The following is a 23,100-nucleotide window of genomic DNA, read 5'->3' as shown; positions in this document are numbered from 1 at the left end:
GAAGGGAAAGGAAGAGACAAAAAGAAAGGGAACAGCACGCTGAGCATGACGCCCAGCGGTGTTCCCGGCCGCTATTGTAGGTCAAAAAGTCCTATTTTCTGGCAAAAATCACGAATTTCTGGTTATTTTCGGCGGCGCAAGGGGGTTAACCCCGAGTGGGGATGGAGAAAGGGCGCATCCGCATGAAGCTGCGCGGATGCGCCCCGGGCGCGGACAAGTTGCCGCGCCGGCCTGGCCGGCGCGGGAAACGGATCAGAACAGGTGACGCACGCCGACGCCGCCTGCGGTGCTCTTGAGGCCTTCAACCAGCGCATAGTTCTTGCCATACGAGCCGTAGGCGTAGACGCTGGTGCGCTTGGACAGGTCGTAGGTGTAGCCCACGCTCCAGACGTTCATCTTGGGATCGTCGCTGTCGGTGGAGGCGAGATGTTGCCACGAACCAAACAGGCTGCTTGCGCCGCCCAGCGGCAGCGTGGCGCCCAGCATATAGGAGTTGGCTTTGAAACCGTCGATGTAGCTGTAGGATCCGTAGTCTTCGTTGAGCGAGCCCACCGGCAGATCCTGCATGACGAACCAGCCGTTGGTGGTGCGTGCATAGGCCGCGGCCAGCTTCACGACTTCCAGATCGTACGAGACTGCCAAGGCGTATTGGCGCGGAGTGAGGTCGTGGTCGAATTCGACCGGATGGCCGTTGATGATGCGCTCGCGGCCGTTCGAAGCGAGGTCGCGAGCCTGGTTCGAACTGTTCAGCTGGTCGTAGGTCAGCGACACGTTCAGCGGGCCATTCACATAGCGCAGGCCGGCGGTGATGCCGCGGGCGTTGTCGGCGGTGCGGAAGCCGCTCTGGTTCTTGTCGGTGGTGTCGACATTGAAGGAATACCCCAGCGCGAACTGGAAGCCGTCGGTCCAGGGGCTGCGGTACATGATCATGTTGTCCCAGCGCATGGTGTTGGCCGCGCTGAAGGTCGTGCCGATATTGGCCTGGGTGAAGCTGGTGTAGAACGGATCGATTTCAGCCAGGAAGGTGCCGCCGACGGTGGTCTGCCGGCCGAACTCCACCGAGCCCCAGGCGTCGTTGGCCAGGCCGACGGTGGCCTGGCGATTGAACAGGCGGTTCTGCTGCTGCGTGCCGTCGCCCGAGTCGAAGCCGCTTTCGACCGTGAACATGGCGCGCAGGCCATCGCCCAGGTCTTCGGAGCCCTTCAGGCCCCAGCGCGAGCCGGCCTGAACACCGTTGATCATGCCGATCCTGCTGCCGCCAAAGTCCACATCCCTGGTTGCGCCGGTTTCGTCCATGATGGAACTCGTGCCGGAGACCTTGTTGTAGCCGATACCGGTATCGATGATGCCGTAGAGCGTGACTGACGTTTCCGCCTGGGCGGCGCCGGCGAAAGTGGCCAGCATGGCGGCTGCGAGCAATGTCTTTTTCATGTGGAAGATTCCTGAAGGGAAGAGGGAAGAAAGGGAGTCGCGCCGTGGGCACGGGACCCCGCGATGCGTCGACTCCGAAAGGGGTCGGGACTTCTATTTCCTGGGGCGAGCCTGCTAGAACCGGTGTTGGATACCGACGCCGCCCGCCGTGCTCTTGAGGCCTTCGATGAACGCATAGTTCTTGCCATACGAGCCGTAGACATACAGGTTGGTGCGGCTGGACAGGTCGTAGGTGTAGCCCAGGCTCCAGATATCCATGTTGGCGTCATCGCCGGTCAGGGCGTCGCTGGAGGCCGAGGCGTGTTGCCACGCGCCGAACACGCTGCCGCCGCCGACAAGCGGGACGGTGGCGCCCAGCATGTAGGAGTTGGCCCTGAAGCCTTCCTCGTAGCGATTGGTGCCGAACAGCTTTTCACTGCGCCGCGTGGCGCCGGCGGCCTGCTTGCCGCGCACGCCCGCCGGCAGATCCTGGCCGACGAACCAGCCATCGGTGGTACGCCCATAAGCCGCAGCCAGCTTGACCACTTCCAGGTCGTAGGACATGCCCACGGCGTACTGGCGCGGCGTGGCGTTGTGATCGATCGGATCGCCAAAGGCGTCTACGCTGGCCAGATTGGAGCCATTGAGCTGGTCGAAGGTGAGCACGATGTTCAGCGGGCCATTCGCATAGCGCAGGCCGGCGGTGATGCCGCGGGCATTGTCGGCGGTGCGGAAACCGCTTTGCTCCTTGTCGGTGCCGTCGACATTGAAGGAGTAGCCCACGGCGAACTGGAAGCCGTCCGTCCAGGGGCTGCGGTACAGGACCATGTTGTCCCAGCGCATGGTGTTGGCGGCGCTGAAGGTCGTGCCGATGCTGGCCTGCGTGAAAGTGGTGCGGAACGGGTTGATGTCTGCGAGAAGGAGGGAGCCGACGGACGTCTGGCGGCCGAAATCCACGGAACCCCAGGCGTCGTCGGCGAGGCCGATGGTGGCCTGGCGACCGAACATCCGGCCTTGTTGCAGGCGGCTGCCGTCGGCCGAGTTGAAGCCATTTTCCAGGCGGAACACGGCGCGCAGGCCGTCGCCCAGATCCTCGGTGCCGCGCAGGCCCCACCGCGAGCCCGCCTGCACGCCATTGATCATGCCGATGCGGCTGCCAGAGTAGTCAGCGCCGTTTACGTCGCCCGTGATCCTGTTGTAGCCAATGCCGGTGTCGATCAGGCCGTAGAGCGTTACGGACGTCGCCGCCTGGGCGACGCTGGCCAGGGTCGTCAACACCGCGGCCGCGAGCAGCTTTTTTTTCATTGTGAGAGTTCCTAGGGTGGGCAATGGGGAAGAACCATCGACGGGCAGGGGAGCGAACTCCCCGGGAATGCCTGTCTTGATTGCATGGGCCCATTCTCGGGTAAGTTCGGCCAAGTGCCGGCTATCCTGAGGTGTTCTAAGACCGATCTGAGACGAGTTCGCCACAACGGTTAGTGCCGGACGCGCGATGACCTGCCGGCCGGGAAAGCGCGCGGCCAGCGTGGGGCAATGCGTGGGCAATCGGCGCGGCGACTGGCCGACAGCCGACGCGCGGACGTGAGAGGTAAGTAGCGGACTGCCGAAGCGAGAGGCGCCGCGCTCGAGAAATGGGGCGGGCGGCGCTGCGCTTTAGAAACGTGGCGGGAGGCGCGCCGTTGACGGGCTGGCGGCCGCGAGACCGCGGCCGGGATACGCCCGCTCAGGCGGGTGGCGGCGGTCGGGTATTCACTGCCAGGCCCTGGTCCGATCCGGCATGCGCGCCGGATCGGGCATGGATCACTGGCGCGCGCGCAGCCGCCGTTCTTCGCGCGCCACGATGCCGGCGCCGAGGACGATCATGGCGGCCAGGGCGTACCAGGTGATGGCGTAGACCAGGTGGTTGTTGGGGAAGGTCAGCGTCGTCAGGCCGCCCACCGGCGCCTGGGTTGGATCGCGGCCCGCGCCCGGCGCGGCGTCGGCATCGATGAAGTAGGGCGCCACGTCGCCCAGGCCGCGCGCGCTGGCGATGGCCGGCAGGTCGCGCGAATACCAGAGGTTGGCGGCCGGATCGTTGTTGCGCAGGAAGCCGTTGCCCGGTTCGCCCATGCGCAGCAGGCCGTCGACCTTGACCGGGCCGGCGTCGGCCTCGGCCTGGCCGGCGGCCTGGCGCTTGCGCCACTCGGGCAGCACGAAGCCGCGGTTGACCAGCACCGTGCCGCCGCCGTCCGCCAGTTGCAGCGGCGTCATGACCCAGTAGCCGCTGCCCAGCTCGGTGGCGGCCTGGACCAGCGTCTGCTTGTCATATTGGTAGGCGCCGCTGGCGGACACGCGGCGGTATTCGGCATTGTCCGCGGTCAGCCCGGGCCAGTCGGCGCGCGCGGGAGCGGGGGTGGCGGGGGCATGGGCCCGCTGTTCCACCTGCGCGATCAGGTTCTGCTTCCAGGCCAGGCGGTGCACCTGCCAGGTACCGAGGGCGCACAGCCCCGCGAACAGCGCGACCGCAACCACGCCCAGGACGGCCAGGGTGGTTGCGCTGCGGGGATTGCGGGGGGTGTCGCCGGAATGCGTAGAGTCTTTTGTTGCCGCCATCACGTCAGGGCATATTCCGCATGTCGTGGACCGACATGGGCATCATGTTGGAGTTCAAGTGGTACATGATCCAGATGGATCCGCTGAGCGTGATCACGACCAGCACCAGCGTGAATATTAACGCCAACATGTTCCAGCCGCTTTCGGACTTGGTATCCATGTGCAGGAAATAGATGATGTGCACCACGATCTGCACCACCGCGAACGCCAGGATCACCAGCGCCGTGGTGCGCGAACTGGCGAACACCCGGTCCATCACCAGCCAGAACGGGATCGCGGTCAGGATGGCCGCCAGCACGAAGCCGGTGACGTAGCTTTTCAGGGTGCCATGGGCGGCGCCGTCGTCATCGTCGTGATGGCCGTGATCGTGGCCGTGGCCGGCGTGGTCGGCATGCGCGTTCATGGCAGCACTCCCATCAGGTAGACAAAGGTGAACACGCCGACCCAGATCAGGTCCAGGAAGTGCCAGAACATCGACAGGCACATCAGCCGGCGGCGGTTCTCGGGGATCAGGCCGTGCATGCGCACCTGCACCATCATCGTCACCAGCCAGACGATGCCGAACGTGACGTGCAGCCCGTGCGTGCCGACCAGCGTGAAGAACGACGACAGGAAGGCGCTGCGCTGCGGCCCGGCGCCCTGGTGGATCAGGTGCGCGAACTCATACAGTTCCAGCGACAGGAAGCCCAGCCCCAGCAGGCCGGTGACCGCCAGCCAGCCCTGCGTGGCGCCGACCCGGTTGCGCCGCATCTCCAGCATGGCGAAGCCATAGGTGATGGACGACAGCAGCAGCAGCGAGGTGTTGACCGCCACCAGCGGCAGGTCGAACAGGTCGGCGCCCGACGGGCCGGCGGCGTAGTTGCGCCCCAGCACGCCGTAGGTGGCGAACAGGCAGGCGAAGATGAGGCAGTCGCTCATCAGGTACACCCAGAAGCCCAGCAGCGTGCCGTTCTTCGGGTGGTGTTCGCCGGCCACGTGGAACACGGGCTCGGCGGGCGGCGCGCTGCCGCCGGGCAGGGTGGGGGCCAGGGTATCAGACATGTTTCGCCAACAGGTGGGTGCGGGCGTCCTCCGTGCGCACGACCTCGTCGGCCGGCACGTAGTACTCGCGCTTGTAGTTGAAGGTGTGGACGATGGACACGATGATCAGCGCGGCGAACGACAGCACCGCCAGCGGCCACATGTGCCAGATCAGCGCGAAGCCCATCACCACGCTGATCGCCGCCAGCACGATGCCGGCCCAGGTGTTCTTGGGCATGTGGATGGGGATGAAGCCGGCCTGCGGGCGTTGGTAGCCGTGCTGCTTCATCTGCCACCAGGCATCCTGGTCATGGATGCGCGGCGTGAAGGCGAAGTTGTAGTTGGGCGGCGGCGACGACGTCGACCATTCCAGCGTGCGGCCGTCCCATGGGTCGCCGCTGAAGTCGCGCAGCGATTCGCGGCGGCGGTAGCTCACCACCAGCTGGATCAGGAAGCAGGCGATGCCGATGGCGATCAGGAAGGCGCCGAACGCGGCCACCTGGAACCAGATCTGCAGCGACATGTCCTCGAAGTGGTTGACGCGCCGCGTCACGCCCATCAGCCCCAGCACGTACAGCGGCATGAAGGCGAAGTAGAAGCCCACCAGCCAGAACCAGAACGAACACTTGCCCCAGAACGGATCGAGCTTGTAGCCGAAGGCCTTGGGGAACCAGTAGGTGATGCCGGCCATCAGGCCGAACAGCACGCCGCCGATGATGACATTGTGGAAGTGGGCGATCAGGAACAGGCTGTTGTGCAGGGCGAAGTCGGCGGGCGGCACCGCCAGCAGCACGCCCGTCATGCCGCCGATCACGAAGGTGACCATGAAGCCCAGCGTCCACAGCATCGGCACCTCGAAGCGGATGCGGCCGCGGTACATGGTGAACAGCCAGTTGAAGATCTTGGCCCCGGTGGGGATCGAGATGATCATCGTGGTGATCCCGAAAAACGAGTTCACGCTGGCCCCGGACCCCATGGTGAAGAAGTGGTGCAGCCATACCAGGTACGACAGCACCGTGATCACCACCGTGGCGTACACCATCGATGCGTAGCCGAACAGGCGCTTGCGGCAGAAGGTGGCGACCACCTCCGAGAAGATGCCGAAGGCCGGCAGGATCAGGATGTAGACCTCGGGGTGACCCCAGATCCAGATCAGGTTCACGTACATCATGGCGTTGCCGCCGAAGTCGGCCGTGAAGAAGTTGGTGCCGACGTAGCGGTCCATCGACAGCAGCGCCAGCACCGCGGTCAGTACCGGGAACGCCGCCACGATCAGCACGTTGGTGCACAGCGCGGTCCAGGTGAAGATCGGCATGCGCATCAGGGACATGCCGGGCGCGCGCATCTTGACGATGGTGACCAGCAGGTTCACGCCTGACAGCAGTGTGCCGACCCCCGCTATCTGCAAGGCCCATATGTAGTAGTCGACCCCCACGTCCGGACTGTGCGCGATGCCCGATAACGGGGGATACGCCAGCCAGCCCGTGCGGGCGAATTCGCCCACGAACAGCGACATCATCACCAGCACCACGCCGCCGGTGGTCATCCAGAAGCTGAAGTTGTTCAGGAACGGAAAGGCCACGTCGCGCGCGCCGATCTGCAGCGGCACCACGTAGTTCATCAGCCCCGTGACCAGCGGCATGGCCACGAAGAAGATCATGATGACGCCGTGCGCGGTGAAGATCTGGTCGTAGTGGTGCGGCGGCAGGTAGCCCGTGGAATCACCGAAGGCCACGGCCTGCTGCAGGCGCATCATGATGGCGTCGGCGAAGCCGCGCAGCAGCATCACCAGCCCCAGGATCATGTACATGATGCCGATCTTCTTGTGGTCGATGCTGGTGAACCACTCGTGCCACAGGTAGCCCCACTTGCGGTAATAGGTGATGGCGCCCAGCAGCGCGATGCCGCCGATCGCCACCATGGCGAAGGTGGCCAGCAGGATGGGCTCGTGCAAGGGAATGGCGTCCCAGGTCAGGCGACCGAAGATCAGCTTGGTGAGGTCTGGTTGATCAGTCATCTCGGTTTCCAGGGCTCGGTTTCCAGGGGGAATACCTTGATTTCACGCGATGCGCCATGGCGGCGCGGCCGCTACAGCGCCAGTTCCGCCGCTGACGTGCACATGGCGCCGACATACTTGCGCACGGGCGCATCGGCCAGGCCCAGGCGTTCGCGCGTGGCCTCGTCCAGGCTGGCGATGTTGCGCGCGCCGGGAATGCCCATGCCGCCGCCGGCGTCGATCGCCATGGCGTCCTTCATGCACATGCGGTTCGGCTCGACGCAGCGGTTGACGATGGCGTCGAACAGGCCGGGCGAGACGCTGGCGTAGCGCTGCACCGGGTTGCGTTCGCTGGGTTGTTCCAGTTTCAGGTAGGTGTCGCGGCCGAGCGTGGCGCCGGAGGCGCGGGCATCGGCGATCCACTTGTCAAAGCCCTGCTGGTCCAGGCCGTGGAAGCGAAAGCGCATGCCGGAAAAGCCCGCGCCGCTGTAGTTGGCCGACAGGCCCTCGTATTCGCCTGGGTGGTTGATGACCGCGTGCAGCGTGGTCTGCATGCCCGGCATGGCATAGATCTGGCCGGCCAGCGCCGGGATGAAGAACGAGTTCATCACCGTGGACGAGGTGATCTTGAACTGGATCGGGCGGTCGACCGGCGCGGCCATTTCATTGACCGCCGCCACGCCTTGTTCGGGATAGAGGAACAGCCACTTCCAGTCCAGCGCCACCACTTCGACCACCAGCGGCTTGGTGCCGGGAGGAACCTCGCGGCCTTCGGACAGGCGCGCCAGCGGCCGGTAGGGATCGAGCTGGTGGGTGCTGACCCAGGTGAGCGCGCCCAGCGCGATGATGATCAGCAGCGGCGCCGCCCAGATCAGCAGCTCCAGCATGGTGGAGTGGTTCCAGTCGGGGTCGTAGTGCGCGTCGCGGTTGCTGGCGCGATAGCGCCACGCGAACAGGAAAGTCAGGAAGATCACCGGCACGATGATCAGCAGCATCAGGCCGGTGGAGATGATGATCAGGTTGCGCTGCTGCAGCGCGATGTCACCGGATGGCGAGAGCAATACCGCATTGCATCCGGAGAGCAACGGCAGGGCGGCGAACAGCAACAATCCGCGGAGCCTTGGGAAAGACGGCATGGCCATACCCCGAAACGTAACCGTGGGAGTTAAACGCAACACTACGCTGGAAGCCGCGAAAAATCTAGGGTAAAAAGAGCAAAAGTACGCACGCGAAGGTGTGCGGGGCAGGGCCTGCCGCCATGGCGCCGCGGCCCGCGGGTCCCGGATGCATGTGCGTACGAGTGTGTTGCAAAAAAGCGTAGACAAGGCGTTTTTCAAACCTCCTTTCAGCGAGCACTCACATGGCGACCACCACGCAGTACCCTGGCCACGCGTCTCCTTTGCCGAGCCCGGGCGCGGCAGGCGCAACGGGCAGTCACGCCAAGGTGGCGCCCGGCGAGATCGCGGTGGGCGTCGTGATCGGCCGCGCTTCCGAGTACTTCGACTTCTTCGTCTTCGGCATTGCCTGCGTGCTGGTGTTTCCGCGCGTGTTCTTTCCCTTCGAGCCGCAACTGGAAGGCACGCTGTGGGCCTTCGTGATTTTCTCGTTCGCGTTCATCGCGCGTCCCATCGGTACCGCGGTGTCGATGGCGATCCAGCGGCGCTGGGGGCGGGGCACCAAGCTCACCATTGCGCTGTTCCTGCTTGGCACCGCCACGGTGGGGATGGCGTTCCTGCCGGGCTATGACGTCATCGGCGCGCACGCCATCGTGCTGCTGGCGGTGTTCCGCTGCCTGCAGGGGCTGGCGTTTGGCGGCTCCTGGGACGGCCTGCCGTCGCTGCTGGCGCTGAATGCCCCGCCCAAGCGGCGCGGCTGGTACGCGATGCTGGGACAGCTGGGCGCGCCCATCGGCTTCATGATCGCCAGCGCCTTGTTCCTGTTCCTGCACGTGACGCTGACCGAGGCCGACTTCATCGAGTGGGGGTGGCGCTATCCGTTCTTCGTGGCCTTCGCCATCAACGTGGTGGCCCTGTTCGCGCGGCTGCGGCTGGTGGTGACGGAGGAATACACCCAGCTGATGGAAGAAGGCGAGCTGGAGCCCATCAGCACCGGGCAGATGGTGCGCGAGCAGGGCTACAACCTGTTCCTGGGCGCGTTCGCGGCGCTGGCCAGCTATGCGCTGTTCCATCTGGTGACGGTGTTTCCGCTATCGTGGATCGCGGTCAGCGCGACGCAGCAGATTCCCGACGTGCTGATCGTGCAGATCATCGGCGCGGGGCTGGGCATCCTGGGCACCATCGCCTCGGGCTGGATCGCCGATCGCATCGGCCGGCGCACCACGCTCGGCCTGCTGGCCGCGCTGATCGGCGTGTTCGCGTTGTTCACGCCGTGGCTGCTGGGCGGCAGCCCCAAGGCGCAGGACGCCTTCATCCTGATCGGCTTCGCGCTGCTGGGATTGTCGTACGGCCAGGCGTCCGGCACGGTGACGGCCAACTTCAGCAAGCGTTTCCGCTACACCGGGGCGGCGCTCACCACCGACATGGCCTGGCTGGTGGGCGCGGCCTTCGCGCCGCTGGTGGCGCTGGGGCTGTCGGCGCGCTTCGGGCTGGTGGCGGTCAGTATCTATCTGCTGTCCGGCACGGCCTGCACGCTGCTGGCGTTGCGGATCAACAAGGCGCTGGAAACGCGCGACTGAAAAAAACGCCGCGGGTCGGGGTTCGGACCCCGGCCCGCGGCGCGGCATGCGCGCGTCAGCGCACCGGCCAACCATACATCTGGCCGCCGTCGCGCCATTGCGCGTTCAGGCCGCGCGGCAGCTTCATGGCGCTGGCCATGCCCAGGTTGCGTTCATAGCTCTCGCCATAATTGCCGACCTGCTTGACGATGTTATAGGCCCACTTGTCATCCACCCCCAGGTTCTTGCCCATGCCCGGCGTCACGCCCAGGATGCGCTGCACGTTGGGATTGGTGCTCTTGAGCTGGCTGTCGACGTTGGCCGAGGTCACGCCGAATTCCTCCGCTTCCAGCATGGCGTTGAGCGTCCAGCGCACCACGTTGAACCAGTTGTCGTCGCCCTGGCGCACCATCGGCCCGAGCGGACTCTTGGCGATGTTCTCGTCCAGGATCACGTAGTTGTCAGGGTGCTCCAGCGTGGTGCGCGAGGCGGCCAGCTGCGATTTGTCGGAGGTGAAGGCGTCGCAGCGGCCGGCCGAGAAGGCGCGCACGATCTCGTCGTACTTGTCGATCACCACCGGCTTGAATTTCAGGCCGTTGGCGCGGAACCAGTCGGCCAGGTCGAGCTCGGTCACGGTGCCGGGCTGCACGCAGATGGTGGCGCCGTCCAGTTCCTTGAGTTTCCTGACGCCGAGCCTGGCGGACACCATCACGCCCTGGCTGTCGTAGTAGTTCACGCCGGTGCTGATCAGCCCCAGCGTGGTGTCGCGCGCCATCGTCGGCGTGACGTTGCGCGTCAGCACGTCGACCTCGCCCGATTGCAGCGCGGTGAAGCGCGCTTGCGTCGTCAATGGCGTCAGGCGGAACTTGCTGGCGTCGTTGAAGATGGTGGCGGCGATGGCGCGGCACATGTCCACGTCCAGTCCCTGCCAGTTGCCCTTGCTGTCCGGCGAGGAAAAGCCCTGGATGCCGGTGGACACGCCGCACTGCACGTAGCCGCGCTTCTTCACGGTATCGAGGGTGGGGCCGGCGTGGGCCAGGCCGGTGACGGTGGCCAGCGCCAGGGCGCCGGCCGCGGTTCGGAATATCGGCATTGCATTCTCCGGCCGGGCCCGGCCCGGCGCCAGGGTGGAACGGCTCAGGCGCTCAGCGCGCGGGGCTTGGCGATCTGGTCCAGGCTTTCGGTCAGGGCCTGGTCGAGGATGGCGATGGCGCGGTCGATCTCGTCGTTGCTGACGGTCAGCGGCGGCGCGATGCGCCAGACCGAGCCGCGTTCGGGGCGGCGGCGGATGTTCATCGACAGTCCCAGTTCGAAGCAGCGCTGCGTGGTCAGGGCGCCGAGCGCGTGATAGGGCTCGCGCGTGTCGCGGTCCTGCACCAGTTCCACGCCCAGCAGCAGGCCCAGGCCGCGCACGTCGCCGATGGCTTCGTGGCGCTGCTGCAGTTCCAGCAGGCCGCGGCGCAGGTAGTCGCCCTGCCGGCGGGCGCGTTCGAGCAGTTGTTCACGTTGCAAGGTTTCCAGCACGGCCAGGCCGACGGTGGCGGGCAGCGGGTCCGAGACGTGGCTGGTGTAGAAGGTGAAGCCCTTTTCGTGCACGTCCTGCTCGATGGCGGGCGTGGTGATGGTGGCCGCCAGCGGCAGGCCGCCGCCCAGGGTCTTGGAGACGCTGATGATGTCGGGCGTGACGCCGAAGTGTTCCGAGCCGGTGCGGCAGCCCAGGCGGCCGAAGGCGGTCTGCGCCTCGTCGAAGATCAGCAGCATGCCGCGCGCGTCGGCGGCACGGCGCAGCGCCTGCATGTACGACTTGGGCGGCACCAGCACGCCGCCGGCGCTGATCACCGGTTCGACGATGATGGCCGCGGGCCGGCCGGCCGAGGCCATGTCGAACATCTTCAGGCCGATCTCCAGGCAGGCCAGCGCCGATTGCTCGGCGTCCAGGCCGGCGATGTAGGGGCGGTACGAGTTCGGCTCGGGCATGACGAACACGCCGGCCGGCGGCACGCCATACCCCTTGCGGTCGCTGGCGTAAGAGACCGAGCCGGCGCCGCTGGTGACGCCATGCCACGAGCCGCCCACCGCCAGGATCTCGAAGCCGCTCTTGTGCATCTTGGCCATGCGCAGCGCGATTTCGTTGCTCTCGGAGCCGGTGTTCACGAAGATCGACTTGGTCATGCCGGCCGGCATCCAGTCGCGCGCCATCGTCGCGGCCAGTTGCGCGACGGCTTCCGGGATCATGCCGCTGAAGAAGTGGAACGCGGTTTCGCCGGCGCGGCGCACCGCGTCGACGATGGCCGGGTGGTTGTGGCCGATGGTGGCGCACATCTGGCCCGAGGTGAAGTCCAGTATCTCGCGGCCGGTGTCGTCGCGCACCACCGTGCCCTTGGCCGACTTGAACAGGTTCGGGAAGGTGTCGCCGCCGTAGCGGATGAGGTATTCGCGGGCCGCCGCACGCAGGGTTTGATCCATGTTTACACTCCGGCAAAAGGCAGGTTTCAATGCGGGCAGGTTCCAATGCGGAACCGGCGGACACAGTGTCCGGGGGCGCGGCGCGGACGTCCAATGCGAAGTACGCATGCGCCGCCATGCATGGCGCGCATGGCCCATGCGAATCGCGCAAGGAGTGGTATGGATACCCGGTGGCTGCAGGACTTCATCACCTTGTCGGAGCTGCGCAATTTCACGCGCGCGGCCGAGGCCCGCAATCTGTCGCAGGCGGCGTTCAGCCGCCGCATCCAGAGCCTGGAGAACTGGGCGGGCGCGCGGCTGATCGACCGTTCGGCGTTTCCGACCCAGCTGACCGAGGCGGGCGAGCGCTTCCGCGTCGCGGCGATCGAACTGGTCAACCAGCTGGTCGAGGCGCGCGCGGGCATCGCCGCGGTGCCCGCGCGCAACCAGCTGCGCTTGGCGACCTCCTATGCCTTGGCCACGACCCACCTGCCGGGTTGGTGGCGCGACTGGAGCGCGGGGCAGCAACTCAGCTGCAGCCTGCAGACCGGCAACGTGCACGACACGGTATCGGCCTTCACCTCGGGCGCGGCCGACCTGCTGATCTGTTTCCACCAGGTGGCGCAGCCGCTGCCGCTGGACCTGTCGCGCTACGACTGCCTGACGCTGGGGCGCGAGCTGATCCGGCCGTACGCGGCGCGCGGCCTGGTCGAGCGCGACGGACTGGACCTGCCGGGCGCCATGGACAGGCCGGTGCCGTTGTTGATGTATTCCCCCAGCGTCTATTTCGCGCGCCTGATCGATGCGGCGATCGAGAGCGGGCCGGAGCCCCTGCACGGGGTGCGCCTGTTCGAAGCCGAGATGTCGGACGTGCTGGGCGATATGGCCGCGCAGGGCCTGGGCGTGGCCTGGCTGGCGGACAGCGCGCTGCGGCGCCTGGGGGCCGCCGACCTCGCGCCGCTGGCCAACCGCGCCTGGGACATCGAGGTATCGATCCTGGCGTTCAAGGACCGCAGCGACGCGCGCGCCGCGGTCGAGGCCGTGTGGCGGCGGATGGCGGCCGGCGCTCAGCCGGCGTAGCCTTCCAGCACGTTGGCCACGTTGGTGCCGACCTCGGCCACGGCGTAGCCGCCTTCCATGGTGAACACCGCGGGCAGGCCCAGCCGCGCCAGCCGCGCGCCTACTTGCAGGTAGTCGGCGCTGCGCAGCTTGAATTTCGAGATCGGGTCGCCTTCGTAGGTATCCACGCCCAGCGCGATCACCAGCGCGTCCGGCTTGAAGCGGCCGATGGCGGCCAGGCCCTGTTCGAGCGCCTCGTTCCAGCCAGCGAAGTCGGCGCCCGCCGCCAGCGGCAGGTTCAGGTTGGCGCCCACGCCCGCGCCCCAGCCGGATTCGTCGGCGTAGCCGAGGAAGAAGGGATATTCGGTGGTCGGATCGCCATGCACCGACACGGTCAGCACGTCGCCGCGTTCGTAGAAGATGCTTTGCGTGCCGTTGCCGTGGTGGTAGTCGATGTCCAGCACCGCCACGCGTTCGGCGCCGGCCTCGCGCAGCGCCTGCGCCGCCAGGGCCGCGTTGTTCAGGAAGCAATAGCCGCCGAAGAAGTCGGCGCCGGCGTGATGGCCGGGCGGACGCGTCAGCGCCATGGCGGCGCGGGAGCCGTTGCCGCGGGAGACCGCGCGCGCCGCGTCGATGGCGCAGGCCGCGCCCGCGACGGCGGCTTCCCAGGTGCCCGCCGTCAGCGGGCTGCCGCTGTCGAACGAGAACAGGCCGACGCGCGCGGCGAAGTTGGTGGGCGAGATGTCGTGGCGGAAACCGCGCACCGGCCATACCGACGGCAGGATGTCGAGCTCGGCATTGGCCGGATCCAGCGCGATCCAGTCGGCCCACGCGCCTTGCAGGAAGTCAACGTAGCGCGGGCTGTGCACGCGCCGGATCAGGTCCAGGTCGGGCGCGGCCGGCGTCTGCAGCGTGCCGATGCCGCGCTGGCGCAGGGCGTCCAGCACGTACTCCAGACGCGCCGGGGTCTCGTGACAGGGCACGAGCCTGCCGCGGAACATTTCGTGGCGGCCATCGTGTCTGCCGTGGACGGGGTTGTGGAAGATATGCACGGTAGCGTCTGTGGAAAGAGAGGAAGGGAAACTATAGCGGCCGCAGCGCGTACCAGGCGATGGCCGGCAGTTCGCGCAGGATCGAATACAGGTCGCGCGCCTCGACGTAGCGCGGCGAGGCGCCGCCGACCTGCGGCACGCCATGGCGCCTGAGCGCCAGCATGGTGCGCGGCACGTGAAAGTACTGAGTGATGGCCGTGGCGCTGGCGTAGCCGTGCTCGCGCATGTAGGCGCTGGCGTGGCGGGCGGTGGCCCAGGAGTCGTTGCCGAGGCGGTCCGCGACCACCCGGTCGGCCGGCACGCCGCGCGCGATCAGGTAGTCGCGCATCACCGCCGCTTCGTCGCGGCCGGCCGGATCGACGCCGCCGCTGACGAACAGCACGCGGCAGCGCGCGGCGGCGTAGCAGTCGTAGGCGCGGTCGAGCCGGGCGGCCAGGCGCGGCGAGGGTTTGCCGTCGGGCGCGACCGTGTTGCCCAGCACCACGGCGACGTCGGCGGCGGGGGCTGGGGCGGCAAGGCCGGCGGCCACGAGCGTGCCGGCGGCCGCCAATGCCAGGCAGGCGAGCGCGGCAAGACTGCGCTGGAATAGTGTCTTTGGAATTGGCATAGGGGGGATGGCTGTTGCGGCAAGAGCTTAAGCCAGAATGGCCTGGGGCGCCGCGCCAGTGGGGCAGGCGCCGGCGCGGCTGTGCCGCGGACGGCTTGTCGTAATGAGAATCATGATTGATAATGCGCGGCTTCTTTCTTTCTCTGTCCATGTCGCCATGTCCCGCCGTCCGCCGTCCGAAAAGGGTTGGCTCGCGCATTACCGCGAGCTGATCGGGACGTGGACGCGCCGCAGCGGCAGCCGCCATGACGCCGAGGACGCCGCGCATGACGTGGTGGCCAACATGCTGCGCAACGGTGACGGCGCGGTGCTGGATCCCAAGGCCTACCTCTACGGCGCCAGCCAGAACCGGCTCAACGGAGAAGTGCGGCGCCAATTGCGGCGTGAGGTGATCGCGCTGGACGAGTTGCCGGATGCCGATCATCCCGCGCACGAAGATCCCGATTCGGCGTTGCGCGCGAGGCAGCTGGCCGATGCCTTGAAAGCGGCCCTGGCCGAGCTGCCTTTGAAGTGCCAGCAGGTATTCCTGTGGAACAAGCTGGAAGGCTATACGCAGGCCGAAATCGCGGGGAAACTGGGGCTGACGCAAAGTACCGTTGAAAAACACATGAAGCGCGCACTCGGCCATATACAGAAACGGTTGCAAGATCATGCCCCGCACTGAGCGCTCTCCTCGGGCCGCTGAGGCGCTTCAGGCGCAGGCCGTGCATTGGTTCACGCGCGAGCGATTGGGCACGCTGGACGACGCCGCGCGGGCGCAACGTGACGCGTGGCTGGCCGCGGACCCCGAGCACGCTCGTCTGTATCGTGCCGTCCAGGCGACGTGGTCGGTGGCTGACCTGTTGCCGCAGGACGAGATGCGGGCCATCCTGGCGCGCACCGACGATGCGCCGCGCGCCTCGTCGCGCCGGCGCCTGGCGCTGGGACTGGGCGCCGCCTGTGGGTTGGCGTTGGTGGCGGGCGTGACGGGGCCCAGGCTGTGGGCGCCGGCGGCGCAATTCAGTGCGTCGCTGTCCACCGCCCAGGGGGAGCGCGGCAGGCACACGCTGCCCGATGGCTCGTTGCTGGAATTGAATACCGGCACACGGGTCGAAGTGGCGCTCTACTCCGATCGCCGCGAGGTCGAGCTGACGGCGGGCGAGGCCTTGTTCACCGTCAGTCCGGACGCCGCGCGGCCGTTTTTCGTGGCCGCGGGCCAGGCCCGCTTGTGGGTGACAGGCACGCGCTTCAATGTCCGCCGCGAAGGCGATGGCGTGACGCTGGCGGTGGAAGAGGGCAGTGTCGAGTTTTCCGCGGGGCCGTGGTGGAGCCGACATACGCACCGGCTCACGGCAGGATATGTCGCGCACTATGCGCCTGGCGGCGGGCTGGAAGCGCCGCGCCAGGAGAACGTAGCGGCCATCACGGCATGGCAGCGCGGCCGGCTGGTGTTTCGCGACGCGCCGCTGCAGCAGGTGGTGGTCGAACTGAACCGCTATCTGCGCGAGCCGCTGCGAATCGACGATGCCGCGTTGGCACGCTTGCGCGTGGCGGGCACGCTGCCGATCGATGACCCGGAAGCCGTGCTCGACGTGCTGCCGCGGATCGCGCCGGTGATCGTGCTGTATCCGGCGGGCGGTGGCCGGGTGCTGGCGCCGCGCTGACGCGCGGGGCGATTGGCCCGCAATACCAAGCTCTCGGTGTTTGAAATTTTTTGTTTCAAATATTTTATCGAGACGCATTCCGGTTTTTTCCCGATCGTGGCGTCTATCCCTTGAAGGGGTGCGTGCTCGCCAGCTGATCTCGACCCTGGAAGCGACCTTTGGCCAAGGGTGTCGGGCGCAACATGCGCCGGTAGTTGTACTGGAATGTTCTATTCATGGTGGACAAGCAAGTGAGTCGGCGCGCGGTGCAAGCGCGCAAGAAAACCCGGCAGCAAGGGCGCGCGCAATGTGGCGCGCTGGCCGTGGCGCTGGCACTGGCCTGCGCAACGATGCCATTGGCGGCGCAGGCGCAATCGGCGCCGGTGGCGATCAGCATCCCCGCCCAGCCCTTGGGGGATGCGTTGATTGAGTTGGGCGAACAGGCATCGCTCGTGATTTTTTATCTGCCGGAAACCGTGCGGGGGCGCAACGCGCCCGCGCTGTCGGGGCGGTTGACGCCCGACGAGGCGTTGCGCGGCCTGCTGGCCGGCACGGGCATCACCTTCCACCGCGACGGCCGCAATGTATCGTTGGCGCAGCCGTCCAGCGGCACGGCGCAACTGGAGCCGGTGACGGTGCGCGGCGTCGCCGTAGGCACGGCCGACGGCTATGTCGCGCTGAACTCCGCGAGCGGCAAGCTGGACGTACCGTTGATCGAGACGCCACGCTCCGTGTCCATCGTGACGCAGGAGCAGATCAAGATGCAGGCGCCGCGCAGCCTGGAAGGGGCATTGGCCTACACCCCGGGGGTGCAGACGGAAGTGTCGGGATCGAGCGATGCGCGCATGGTCGGCGCGGTGATCCGGGGTTTCAGCGACGGCAGCGCCTACTACAAGGACGGTCTGAAGCAGTTGTCCAGCGGCACGTACGCGTCGTGGAACGACAACCTGGAAGACTTGGACAGCATCGAGGTGCTGAAAGGGCCGGCGTCCGTGCTGTACGGCCAGGGACGTCCTGGCGGCGTGATCAACGTGGTGTCCAAGCGGCCCACGCCCGGCCAGGTCAATAGCGTGGGCCTGAGCTACGGCACCTATGACCGGCGCCAGGCCACGGCCGACCTGGGCGGCGCGTTCGACCAGGACCAGAAGGTGCTGTATCGCTTGAACGTGACAGGCCGCAAGAGCGACGGGCGCACCGACGGCTCGCGCGATGACCGCCTGTCGGTGGCGCCGTCGGTGTTGTGGAACATCAGCAACCAGACACGATTGACGGTCTTGGGTACGTACTCGAAAGAACGGGCCACGCCCAAGAGCTGGTGGCCCAACCTGTTCACCTATCCCGCGATCAAGGACCTGCCCTTGAATCGCACCGCCGGTGATCCGGATTTCGATCGTTTCGACCGCACCACCAAGTCCATTGGCTATGCGTTCGAGCACGACACCGACAACGGATGGCGCTTGCGCCAGAACCTGCGCTATTCGGAAATCGACATCGACTACCGCCACATCTACGCGATGGATCTGCTGGCCGACCAGCGTACCGTCACGCGCGGCAGCCTTGCCCAGCGGACCAACGGCAAGACGCTGGCCGTGGACAGCCGCGCCACGCGCGATTTCCAATGGGGCGGCCTGACCCATACCTTCGCGGTGGGCGTGGATTATCTGCGCTACAAGGAGCATGACGGATTAGGGTTTGGCTGGGATGTGCCGAACCTGGACATCTACGCGCCGGTATATGGGCAACCGGTGGCGTATCCCGAATTGGACTACAGCCGCACCGATTTGAAGCAGACCGGCATCTACACCCTGAACCAGCTGAAGTGGAATCGCTGGATCGGCAACGTCAGCCTGCGCCGTGACATCGTGCGGACCACCCAGAGCAGCGTGACGCAACCACGGATCAACGACGAGGCCACGACTGGCAGTGTGGGCCTGCTGTACCTGTTCGACAGCGGCTTTGCGCCGTATGTCAGCTATGCCACGGCGTTCGATCCGATCACCGGGCAGCAGTTCGACGGCAGTTCGTTCAAGCCGCGCGAAGGCAAGCAGTACGAAGCCGGGCTGAAGTACCAGCCACCCGGGTCCGACGCGTTGTTGACGGCGGCGGTGTTCGACATCCGCCAGACGAACGTGGCCACGCAGGATCCCGACCATCCGCGCTTCAATGTGCAGACGGGCGAGGTTCGTTCGACGGGTCTGGAGCTCGAGGCCAAGTTGCCGCTGACACGCGAACTCAGCCTGATGGCGGGCTACACCTATCTGGATCCGCGCACCACCCGCAGCAACCGGCCGGCCGAGGTGGGCCGCCAGACGGTACAGACCGCCAGGCAGACGGCCAGCCTGTGGCTGGATTATCGGCCGCGGCAGGTACAGGGCCTGATCCTGGGGGGCGGGGTGCGCTATCGGGGCAAATCGCCGGTCAATGTGGCGGCGGACGGTTCGACCAACTACAACCCCGCCTTTACGCTGGCGGATGTCGCGGTGGCCTATGAAACGCCGCGCTATCGCATCGCGTTGAACGTCAACAACGTCTTCGACAAGCGCTACTACACCTACACGTTCCGCGGCATGGAACGCGAGACGATGCTCAGCGTGAATTACTACTGGTAGCGGCGGGTGGTTGCTTCCGGAACGGGTAGTCGACTTCGATTTCGTTCGAATAGACCGGTTGTTCCAGGCCTGGGTCGGTCAATACGACGGCCAGGCGGTAGCGGCCCGCCGCCAGGTCGGGAAAGAACGCTACGTACTGGCCGTTGCCTTCGTTGACCTGGTACTGCATCTTGCCGTCTTCGCCCGCGCGCCAGACGACCGGGTCGTCGGCCCAGTCCGCCACGTGGCGGGGCGCGGCCGCGGGCGGCGGCGCGGCGCGGTCTTCGCCTTGTGACGGATACGGATCGGCCGCTGGCGCCGGGGGCGGCGTGGGCGGACCCAGCGTGACCGCGGGGCGTTGGTACAAGGGCTGCAAGGTGCGGCGCCCCTGCGCATCCGTGAACAGCAGCCAGATGCGCGGCGACGCCAGTGTCGCGGCGTCCGGGCCAAGGTTCGTCACATGCAGCGTGAAGCGGCCGCCGGCTTCGTAGAGCTGCGTGCCCAGGTGGCCGCGCACCGACAACGACAGTCCGCGCATGGGCATGCGCTGTTGCGGCGCGTAGGCATATTTGTCGATTTTCAGGTCCGCGTAGCGCACCCACTTCAGGGGCGCGTCCGCCCCGCCCGCCGGGTAGCGCACCTGCAGCCATTGCGGGCGCAGCGCGACCACGTCGAGACGATCACCGGCCTTGGCGGTTTGGGTCGATAACGCCTTCACGTCGGGCGCGTCGTACAGGTCGATCCGGTCGAAGGGCACCCGGCTGTCTCCGTCCAGCGGCGAGCCTTCGCCATCGATCTGGATGTGCGCAACCGTACCGTCTTCGTTGAAGCCGTAGCTCAACTCGAACGGCTTGTCTTCCAGGTCGAACAGCGCCTGCGTGGTCCAGCGTTCCGGCCGTGCCGTTCCGTTGGCGCGCAACACGTATTCCTCGGTGCCCATGCTGTCGGCGCCGTAGCGGCACCCGACCGAGAACGCGGCACGCTGCGCGTCGAACACCGGGTTGACGAACCGGTGGCAGGGGCTGGCCTCGGGCGCCGGATGCTGGATTTCCTGGAAACGGCGTTCCTGGGGACGATACAGGAAGAGGCGGGCATGGACCTGGCCGCCACCGCCGCTCTGGCCGATCGCCAGGTCGCGATAGCCGTCGTGGTCGATGTCCGGGGTTTCGAAATAGTCGATCGCTTCGTCATCCAGGCGGGCGATCTCTTGCGCCGCGCCCTTGCCGACGCGCACGCTGACGCGCTGTTCGGTCGTGCCCTCGATGGTCGCCACCGCCCGCAACCCGGATTTGATGGCGTATGCATGATCGCGCGCGTGCACGTTGGCGCTGACGCCGATCAGCAAGGCCGCGAGCAGGATCGTCTTCAAGGCACCGTCTCCGAGGTTTCGTCTCGGCGCATTATGCCCGACCGCGCCGGCGATTCAATCGCGGCAGCGGCCCGTTCCTGGGTAGAATCGATGGATAGCATTGCGATGCGCGTCCCATGAATCTCCCGTTCCCCATCCGCCAGGAATGCCCGCCGGGCGCCTGTATGTGCGACCGCGATCGGCTGTTGGCCGACCCCGCGGCGGACGTGCGCATCCTGCGGCTCACCAAGGAAGAGGAAAAGCGCCTGGTGGCGCGGCTCGAGAACATCACCAGCCTGGAAGACCTGCGCGCGATGCAGGGCCGCATGCAGGCGCAACTGGGCATCGTGGTGCGCATCGTTCCCAGCGACAACGAGGTCCGTACCTCGCGCGGCATCGCCATCCAGCTCGATGAACAGCCCGGCCTGTGCCGCAAGACGCGCTCGTCGATTCCGGCCGCCATCCGCCGCGGCTTCGACAACAAACCCGAGATCGTCTATGCGCTGCTGAACGAGCGCGATCTGCTGAACGGCACCTGATGCCGGGGCGAGGCTTCTTGCTGTGTGGTTCGGCCCTGGGCGGGGGGCGCGCCTGGACGCCGGCGCGTCCCGGCCGCCGGGCCGCGGCCTTGGCCCGAGGCGCTATCGGCCGCGCGGCACCACGCAAGGCTTGAGCGGCGTGACTTCGGTCGGGCTGCGGCCCGCCTCAGGCCGGCTGTCGACCGTTTTGCCGCCGCGAGCGGGATAGGCCAGCAGCACGGCGCTGCCCGGCTCCAGCCGGGGCGCGTTGGCGCCACCGTAGGCCACCGTCCAGCCGCGCAGGGCGAGCGGCGCCAGCGTGTACTGGAGCGCCGAGCCGGGCGATACGTGAGCGACCTTGCCGGCGAACAATTCCTGTTGGCGGGTTTCGACGCCATCGACGACGCGGTAGGTGGCAATGCTGACGAGCGCGGCCGATTCCCCGTGGCGAGCCAGAATGGCGGTTTCGTATCTGCCGGGGGGGATGGCGGTCAGGCTCACCGCGATGTCGCCCTGCGCCCGGCCCGCGGCGTCCAGCCGCACGCCGGTGATGTCGGCGCGCGCCAGTGGCGCCGAGCCGGTATTGCGCACCCGCACGCTGTACTGGCCCGAGGTGCCGCTCAACGTGCAGACGTCGATGCCATATGGCGCCGTGCCCGCATGGGCGGGCGCCAGCGCCGCGAAGGCGGCGGGCAGGATGGCGGCGCGAAGGAATCGGGACGGCACGGTACGCTCCTGTAAGGAGGCAGCGCGCCGGGATGCCGCGTTGCCCGCCTTATTACACCACTTGGCGGCCGGCGCCGTCGCCCTGCGGGCGCTTGCCCGCCAGCCAGTGCAGGATCAGCGCCAGGATGAGCAGCGCGGCCATGATGAAGCCCCAGAACAGCCAGCCCAGCACCGAGATCCAGGTGCCAAGGCTGCCCGCGGCGGGCAGGATCTGGTTCAGCAGGTCCACCAGCCACACCAGGCCGGACTGCAGCGACTGGATCAGGCCGGCGTCGACCCAGGGCGCGGCCCAGGCGGGCGCTTCCCACTGCGCCGAGCCGATGGCCGTGGCGCCCGGCACCTGGGTCGAGGCGATGGTCGCCAGCACCCAGTCCGCCAGTTGCAGCGTGATGGCGACCAGCCCGGTCCATAGCGCCGCCAGCACGGCGAAAGCGATCCAGATGATTTTCTTCATTGCGGTGGTACTCCGGTGATTCAGGAAAGAAACGCCACGATAGAGCGGAAACAGCTTCTGAAAAACCAGCGTCTTTGTGACAATAATTAAGAAAAAACCGAAGTCTTGGCATGCGCCAGGATGCGTTGCACCAGGGGGTGGTGCTGCCCGCGGCGATTGCGGATGCCGTGGATTTCCTCGTGCACGCTGTCGCAGCGCGCCAGCGGCCGCAGGCCGCGCAGCAGGCCGACGTCGCCGCCGCCCAGGCGGCTGAGCGGAAAGACGCCCAACCCGCGCGCCGCGAATACCGACATGAGCGCGCTGTCCTCGAATTCCCCGACCACGTTGGGACGCACGCCCTGCTCATTGAACCAGCGGTCCAGCGTCTGGCGCAACACCGAATGACCGGTGGGCAACAGGACGGGAAGGCGCTCCAGGCAGCGCGGAAAGTCCAGCGTATCGGCCTTGCGCACCAGCCGCGCCGGGCCGTACCAGTCCACCGGCGAGGACACCAGGCGGTCGCTGGTCAGGCGCAGGTTGGGGTTGGCGGGCGCGCCCTGGCCGGCCAGCACCAGGTCCAGGTGGTGGCGCGCCAGTTCGCCCAGCAGTTCCTCGACCTCGCCCTCGTGGCAGGTCAGGCGCAGGTCCGGGGTGTCGAGCACCGGCCCCAGCAAGGCGTGGGCGGCCAGTTTGGAAATGCCGTCCGACAGGCCCACCGACAACCGTATCACCGGCTTGGTGGCGGCGGCGCGGACCTCCTGGGGCAGTTCCTGGCCGATCTGGAAGATCTCTTCGGCGCGGGCGAAGGCGGCCTGGCCGGCATCGGTCAAGGCCACGCCGCGCCCGGCCGGGCGCAGCAACTGGTGCCCCAGGTTCTTTTCCAGCTCGCGCACCTGGGCGCTGATGGTCTGGATGGCCATGTCGAGCCGCTCGGCGGCGCGCGAGAAGCCGCCTTCCTTGGCGACCATCCAGAAGTAGTACAGGTGGCGGTAATTGAGCATGATGGTTTC

The 23,100-nt window shown here is 67.0% G+C and carries 21 protein-coding genes; 6 read left to right on the top strand and 15 right to left on the bottom strand.

What is annotated here, in order from left to right; translation table 11 throughout:
* Window positions 1–252 precede the first annotated feature (252 nt).
* The 7 genes from AT699_RS25635 to cyoA all read right to left on the bottom strand — a co-directional run bounded on the left by AT699_RS25635 (window position 253) and on the right by cyoA (window position 8,154).
* On the bottom strand, window positions 253–1,431 hold the full coding sequence (locus AT699_RS25635; RefSeq protein WP_024070294.1) for a porin: 1,179 nt from the start codon (window positions 1,429–1,431) through the stop codon (window positions 253–255).
* Between the two features lie 114 nt (window positions 1,432–1,545).
* Entirely contained in the window at window positions 1,546–2,715 is a 1,170-nt protein-coding gene (locus AT699_RS25630; RefSeq protein WP_024070293.1) for a porin, read from the bottom strand.
* 495 nt (window positions 2,716–3,210) lie between these two features.
* Entirely contained in the window at window positions 3,211–4,002 is a 792-nt protein-coding gene (locus tag AT699_RS25625) for an SURF1 family protein (protein ID WP_058207479.1), read from the bottom strand.
* A gap of 4 nt (window positions 4,003–4,006) precedes the next feature.
* Complete coding sequence (cyoD, locus tag AT699_RS25620) at window positions 4,007–4,405, bottom strand: cytochrome o ubiquinol oxidase subunit IV (RefSeq protein WP_006387366.1); 399 nt, start codon at window positions 4,403–4,405, stop codon at window positions 4,007–4,009.
* Entirely contained in the window at window positions 4,402–5,043 is a 642-nt protein-coding gene (cyoC, locus tag AT699_RS25615) for a cytochrome o ubiquinol oxidase subunit III (RefSeq protein ID WP_006387367.1), read from the bottom strand. Before cyoC ends, cyoD begins: the two co-directional genes overlap by 4 nt.
* A complete protein-coding gene (gene cyoB, locus AT699_RS25610; protein WP_006387368.1) occupies window positions 5,036–7,039 on the bottom strand; it encodes a cytochrome o ubiquinol oxidase subunit I in 2,004 nt (667 codons plus the stop codon). The genes cyoC and cyoB overlap by 8 nt, the downstream gene beginning before the upstream one ends.
* A 71-nt stretch (window positions 7,040–7,110) precedes the next feature.
* Window positions 7,111–8,154, bottom strand: coding sequence for a ubiquinol oxidase subunit II (cyoA, locus tag AT699_RS25605; protein WP_054499224.1), 1,044 nt, complete (start codon window positions 8,152–8,154; stop codon window positions 7,111–7,113).
* A 224-nt stretch (window positions 8,155–8,378) separates the two neighbouring features.
* Here cyoA and AT699_RS25600 point away from each other — a divergent pair, with 224 nt between their 5' ends.
* Window positions 8,379–9,713, top strand: coding sequence for an MFS transporter (locus tag AT699_RS25600; protein ID WP_045953003.1), 1,335 nt, complete (start codon window positions 8,379–8,381; stop codon window positions 9,711–9,713).
* Window positions 9,714–9,768: 55 nt separating this feature from the next.
* On the opposite strand, the gene AT699_RS25595 is transcribed toward AT699_RS25600, so the two are convergent.
* Both AT699_RS25595 and AT699_RS25590 read right to left on the bottom strand, forming a co-directional pair.
* On the bottom strand, window positions 9,769–10,785 hold the full coding sequence (locus AT699_RS25595) for an amino acid ABC transporter substrate-binding protein (protein WP_006387371.1): 1,017 nt from the start codon (window positions 10,783–10,785) through the stop codon (window positions 9,769–9,771).
* Window positions 10,786–10,829: 44 nt separating this feature from the next.
* Window positions 10,830–12,158 (bottom strand): aspartate aminotransferase family protein, encoded by a 1,329-nt coding sequence (locus tag AT699_RS25590; RefSeq protein ID WP_006387372.1) that lies wholly within the window; start codon window positions 12,156–12,158, stop codon window positions 10,830–10,832.
* Between the two features lie 159 nt (window positions 12,159–12,317).
* On the opposite strand from AT699_RS25590, the gene AT699_RS25585 reads away from it, so the two are divergent.
* Window positions 12,318–13,217 (top strand): LysR family transcriptional regulator, encoded by a 900-nt coding sequence (locus AT699_RS25585; protein ID WP_006387373.1) that lies wholly within the window; start codon window positions 12,318–12,320, stop codon window positions 13,215–13,217.
* Here AT699_RS25585 and AT699_RS25580 read toward each other — a convergent pair.
* Window positions 13,205–14,248: a histone deacetylase family protein gene (locus tag AT699_RS25580; RefSeq protein ID WP_058207478.1), complete on the bottom strand. Its 1,044-nt coding sequence runs from the start codon at window positions 14,246–14,248 to the stop codon at window positions 13,205–13,207. The genes AT699_RS25585 and AT699_RS25580 overlap by 13 nt on opposite strands.
* A gap of 31 nt (window positions 14,249–14,279) precedes the next feature.
* Window positions 14,280–14,855 carry a YdcF family protein gene (locus AT699_RS25575; RefSeq protein WP_024070289.1) on the bottom strand — a complete coding sequence of 192 codons (576 nt, stop codon included), beginning with the start codon at window positions 14,853–14,855 and terminating at the stop codon, window positions 14,280–14,282.
* 112 nt (window positions 14,856–14,967) lie between these two features.
* Here AT699_RS25575 and AT699_RS25570 point away from each other — a divergent pair, with 112 nt between their 5' ends.
* The 3 genes from AT699_RS25570 (at window position 14,968) to AT699_RS25560 (ending at window position 19,086) form a co-directional block, all read left to right on the top strand.
* Window positions 14,968–15,519: a sigma-70 family RNA polymerase sigma factor gene (locus AT699_RS25570; RefSeq protein WP_232254267.1), complete on the top strand. Its 552-nt coding sequence runs from the start codon at window positions 14,968–14,970 to the stop codon at window positions 15,517–15,519.
* Window positions 15,520–15,559: 40 nt separating this feature from the next.
* The gene (locus tag AT699_RS25565; RefSeq protein ID WP_024070288.1) at window positions 15,560–16,498 is read left to right on the top strand and encodes a FecR family protein; all 939 of its coding nucleotides are present in this window, start codon (window positions 15,560–15,562) and stop codon (window positions 16,496–16,498) included.
* A 215-nt stretch (window positions 16,499–16,713) separates the two neighbouring features.
* Window positions 16,714–19,086 carry a TonB-dependent siderophore receptor gene (locus AT699_RS25560; RefSeq protein ID WP_024070287.1) on the top strand — a complete coding sequence of 791 codons (2,373 nt, stop codon included), beginning with the start codon at window positions 16,714–16,716 and terminating at the stop codon, window positions 19,084–19,086.
* On the opposite strand, the gene AT699_RS25555 is transcribed toward AT699_RS25560, so the two are convergent.
* Window positions 19,064–20,434 (bottom strand): hypothetical protein, encoded by a 1,371-nt coding sequence (locus AT699_RS25555; RefSeq protein WP_024070286.1) that lies wholly within the window; start codon window positions 20,432–20,434, stop codon window positions 19,064–19,066. The genes AT699_RS25560 and AT699_RS25555 overlap by 23 nt on opposite strands.
* 116 nt (window positions 20,435–20,550) lie before the next feature.
* On the opposite strand from AT699_RS25555, the gene AT699_RS25550 reads away from it, so the two are divergent.
* Entirely contained in the window at window positions 20,551–20,952 is a 402-nt protein-coding gene (locus tag AT699_RS25550; RefSeq protein ID WP_006387380.1) for a hypothetical protein, read from the top strand.
* A gap of 102 nt (window positions 20,953–21,054) precedes the next feature.
* Here AT699_RS25550 and AT699_RS25545 read toward each other — a convergent pair whose 3' ends face one another.
* The 3 genes from AT699_RS25545 to AT699_RS25535 form a co-directional block, all read right to left on the bottom strand.
* Window positions 21,055–21,657, bottom strand: coding sequence for a hypothetical protein (locus AT699_RS25545; RefSeq protein ID WP_024070284.1), 603 nt, complete (start codon window positions 21,655–21,657; stop codon window positions 21,055–21,057).
* A gap of 52 nt (window positions 21,658–21,709) precedes the next feature.
* Window positions 21,710–22,111 carry a hypothetical protein gene (locus tag AT699_RS25540; RefSeq protein ID WP_024070283.1) on the bottom strand — a complete coding sequence of 134 codons (402 nt, stop codon included), beginning with the start codon at window positions 22,109–22,111 and terminating at the stop codon, window positions 21,710–21,712.
* An 86-nt stretch (window positions 22,112–22,197) separates the two neighbouring features.
* On the bottom strand, window positions 22,198–23,091 hold the full coding sequence (locus tag AT699_RS25535; protein WP_006387383.1) for a LysR family transcriptional regulator: 894 nt from the start codon (window positions 23,089–23,091) through the stop codon (window positions 22,198–22,200).
* Window positions 23,092–23,100 lie beyond the last annotated feature (9 nt).

It is taken from the genome of Achromobacter xylosoxidans (assembly GCF_001457475.1).
GTDB classification, from domain to species: Bacteria; Pseudomonadota; Gammaproteobacteria; order Burkholderiales; family Burkholderiaceae_B; genus Achromobacter; species Achromobacter xylosoxidans.
This window is presented reverse-complemented; position numbering and strand designations above follow the sequence as displayed.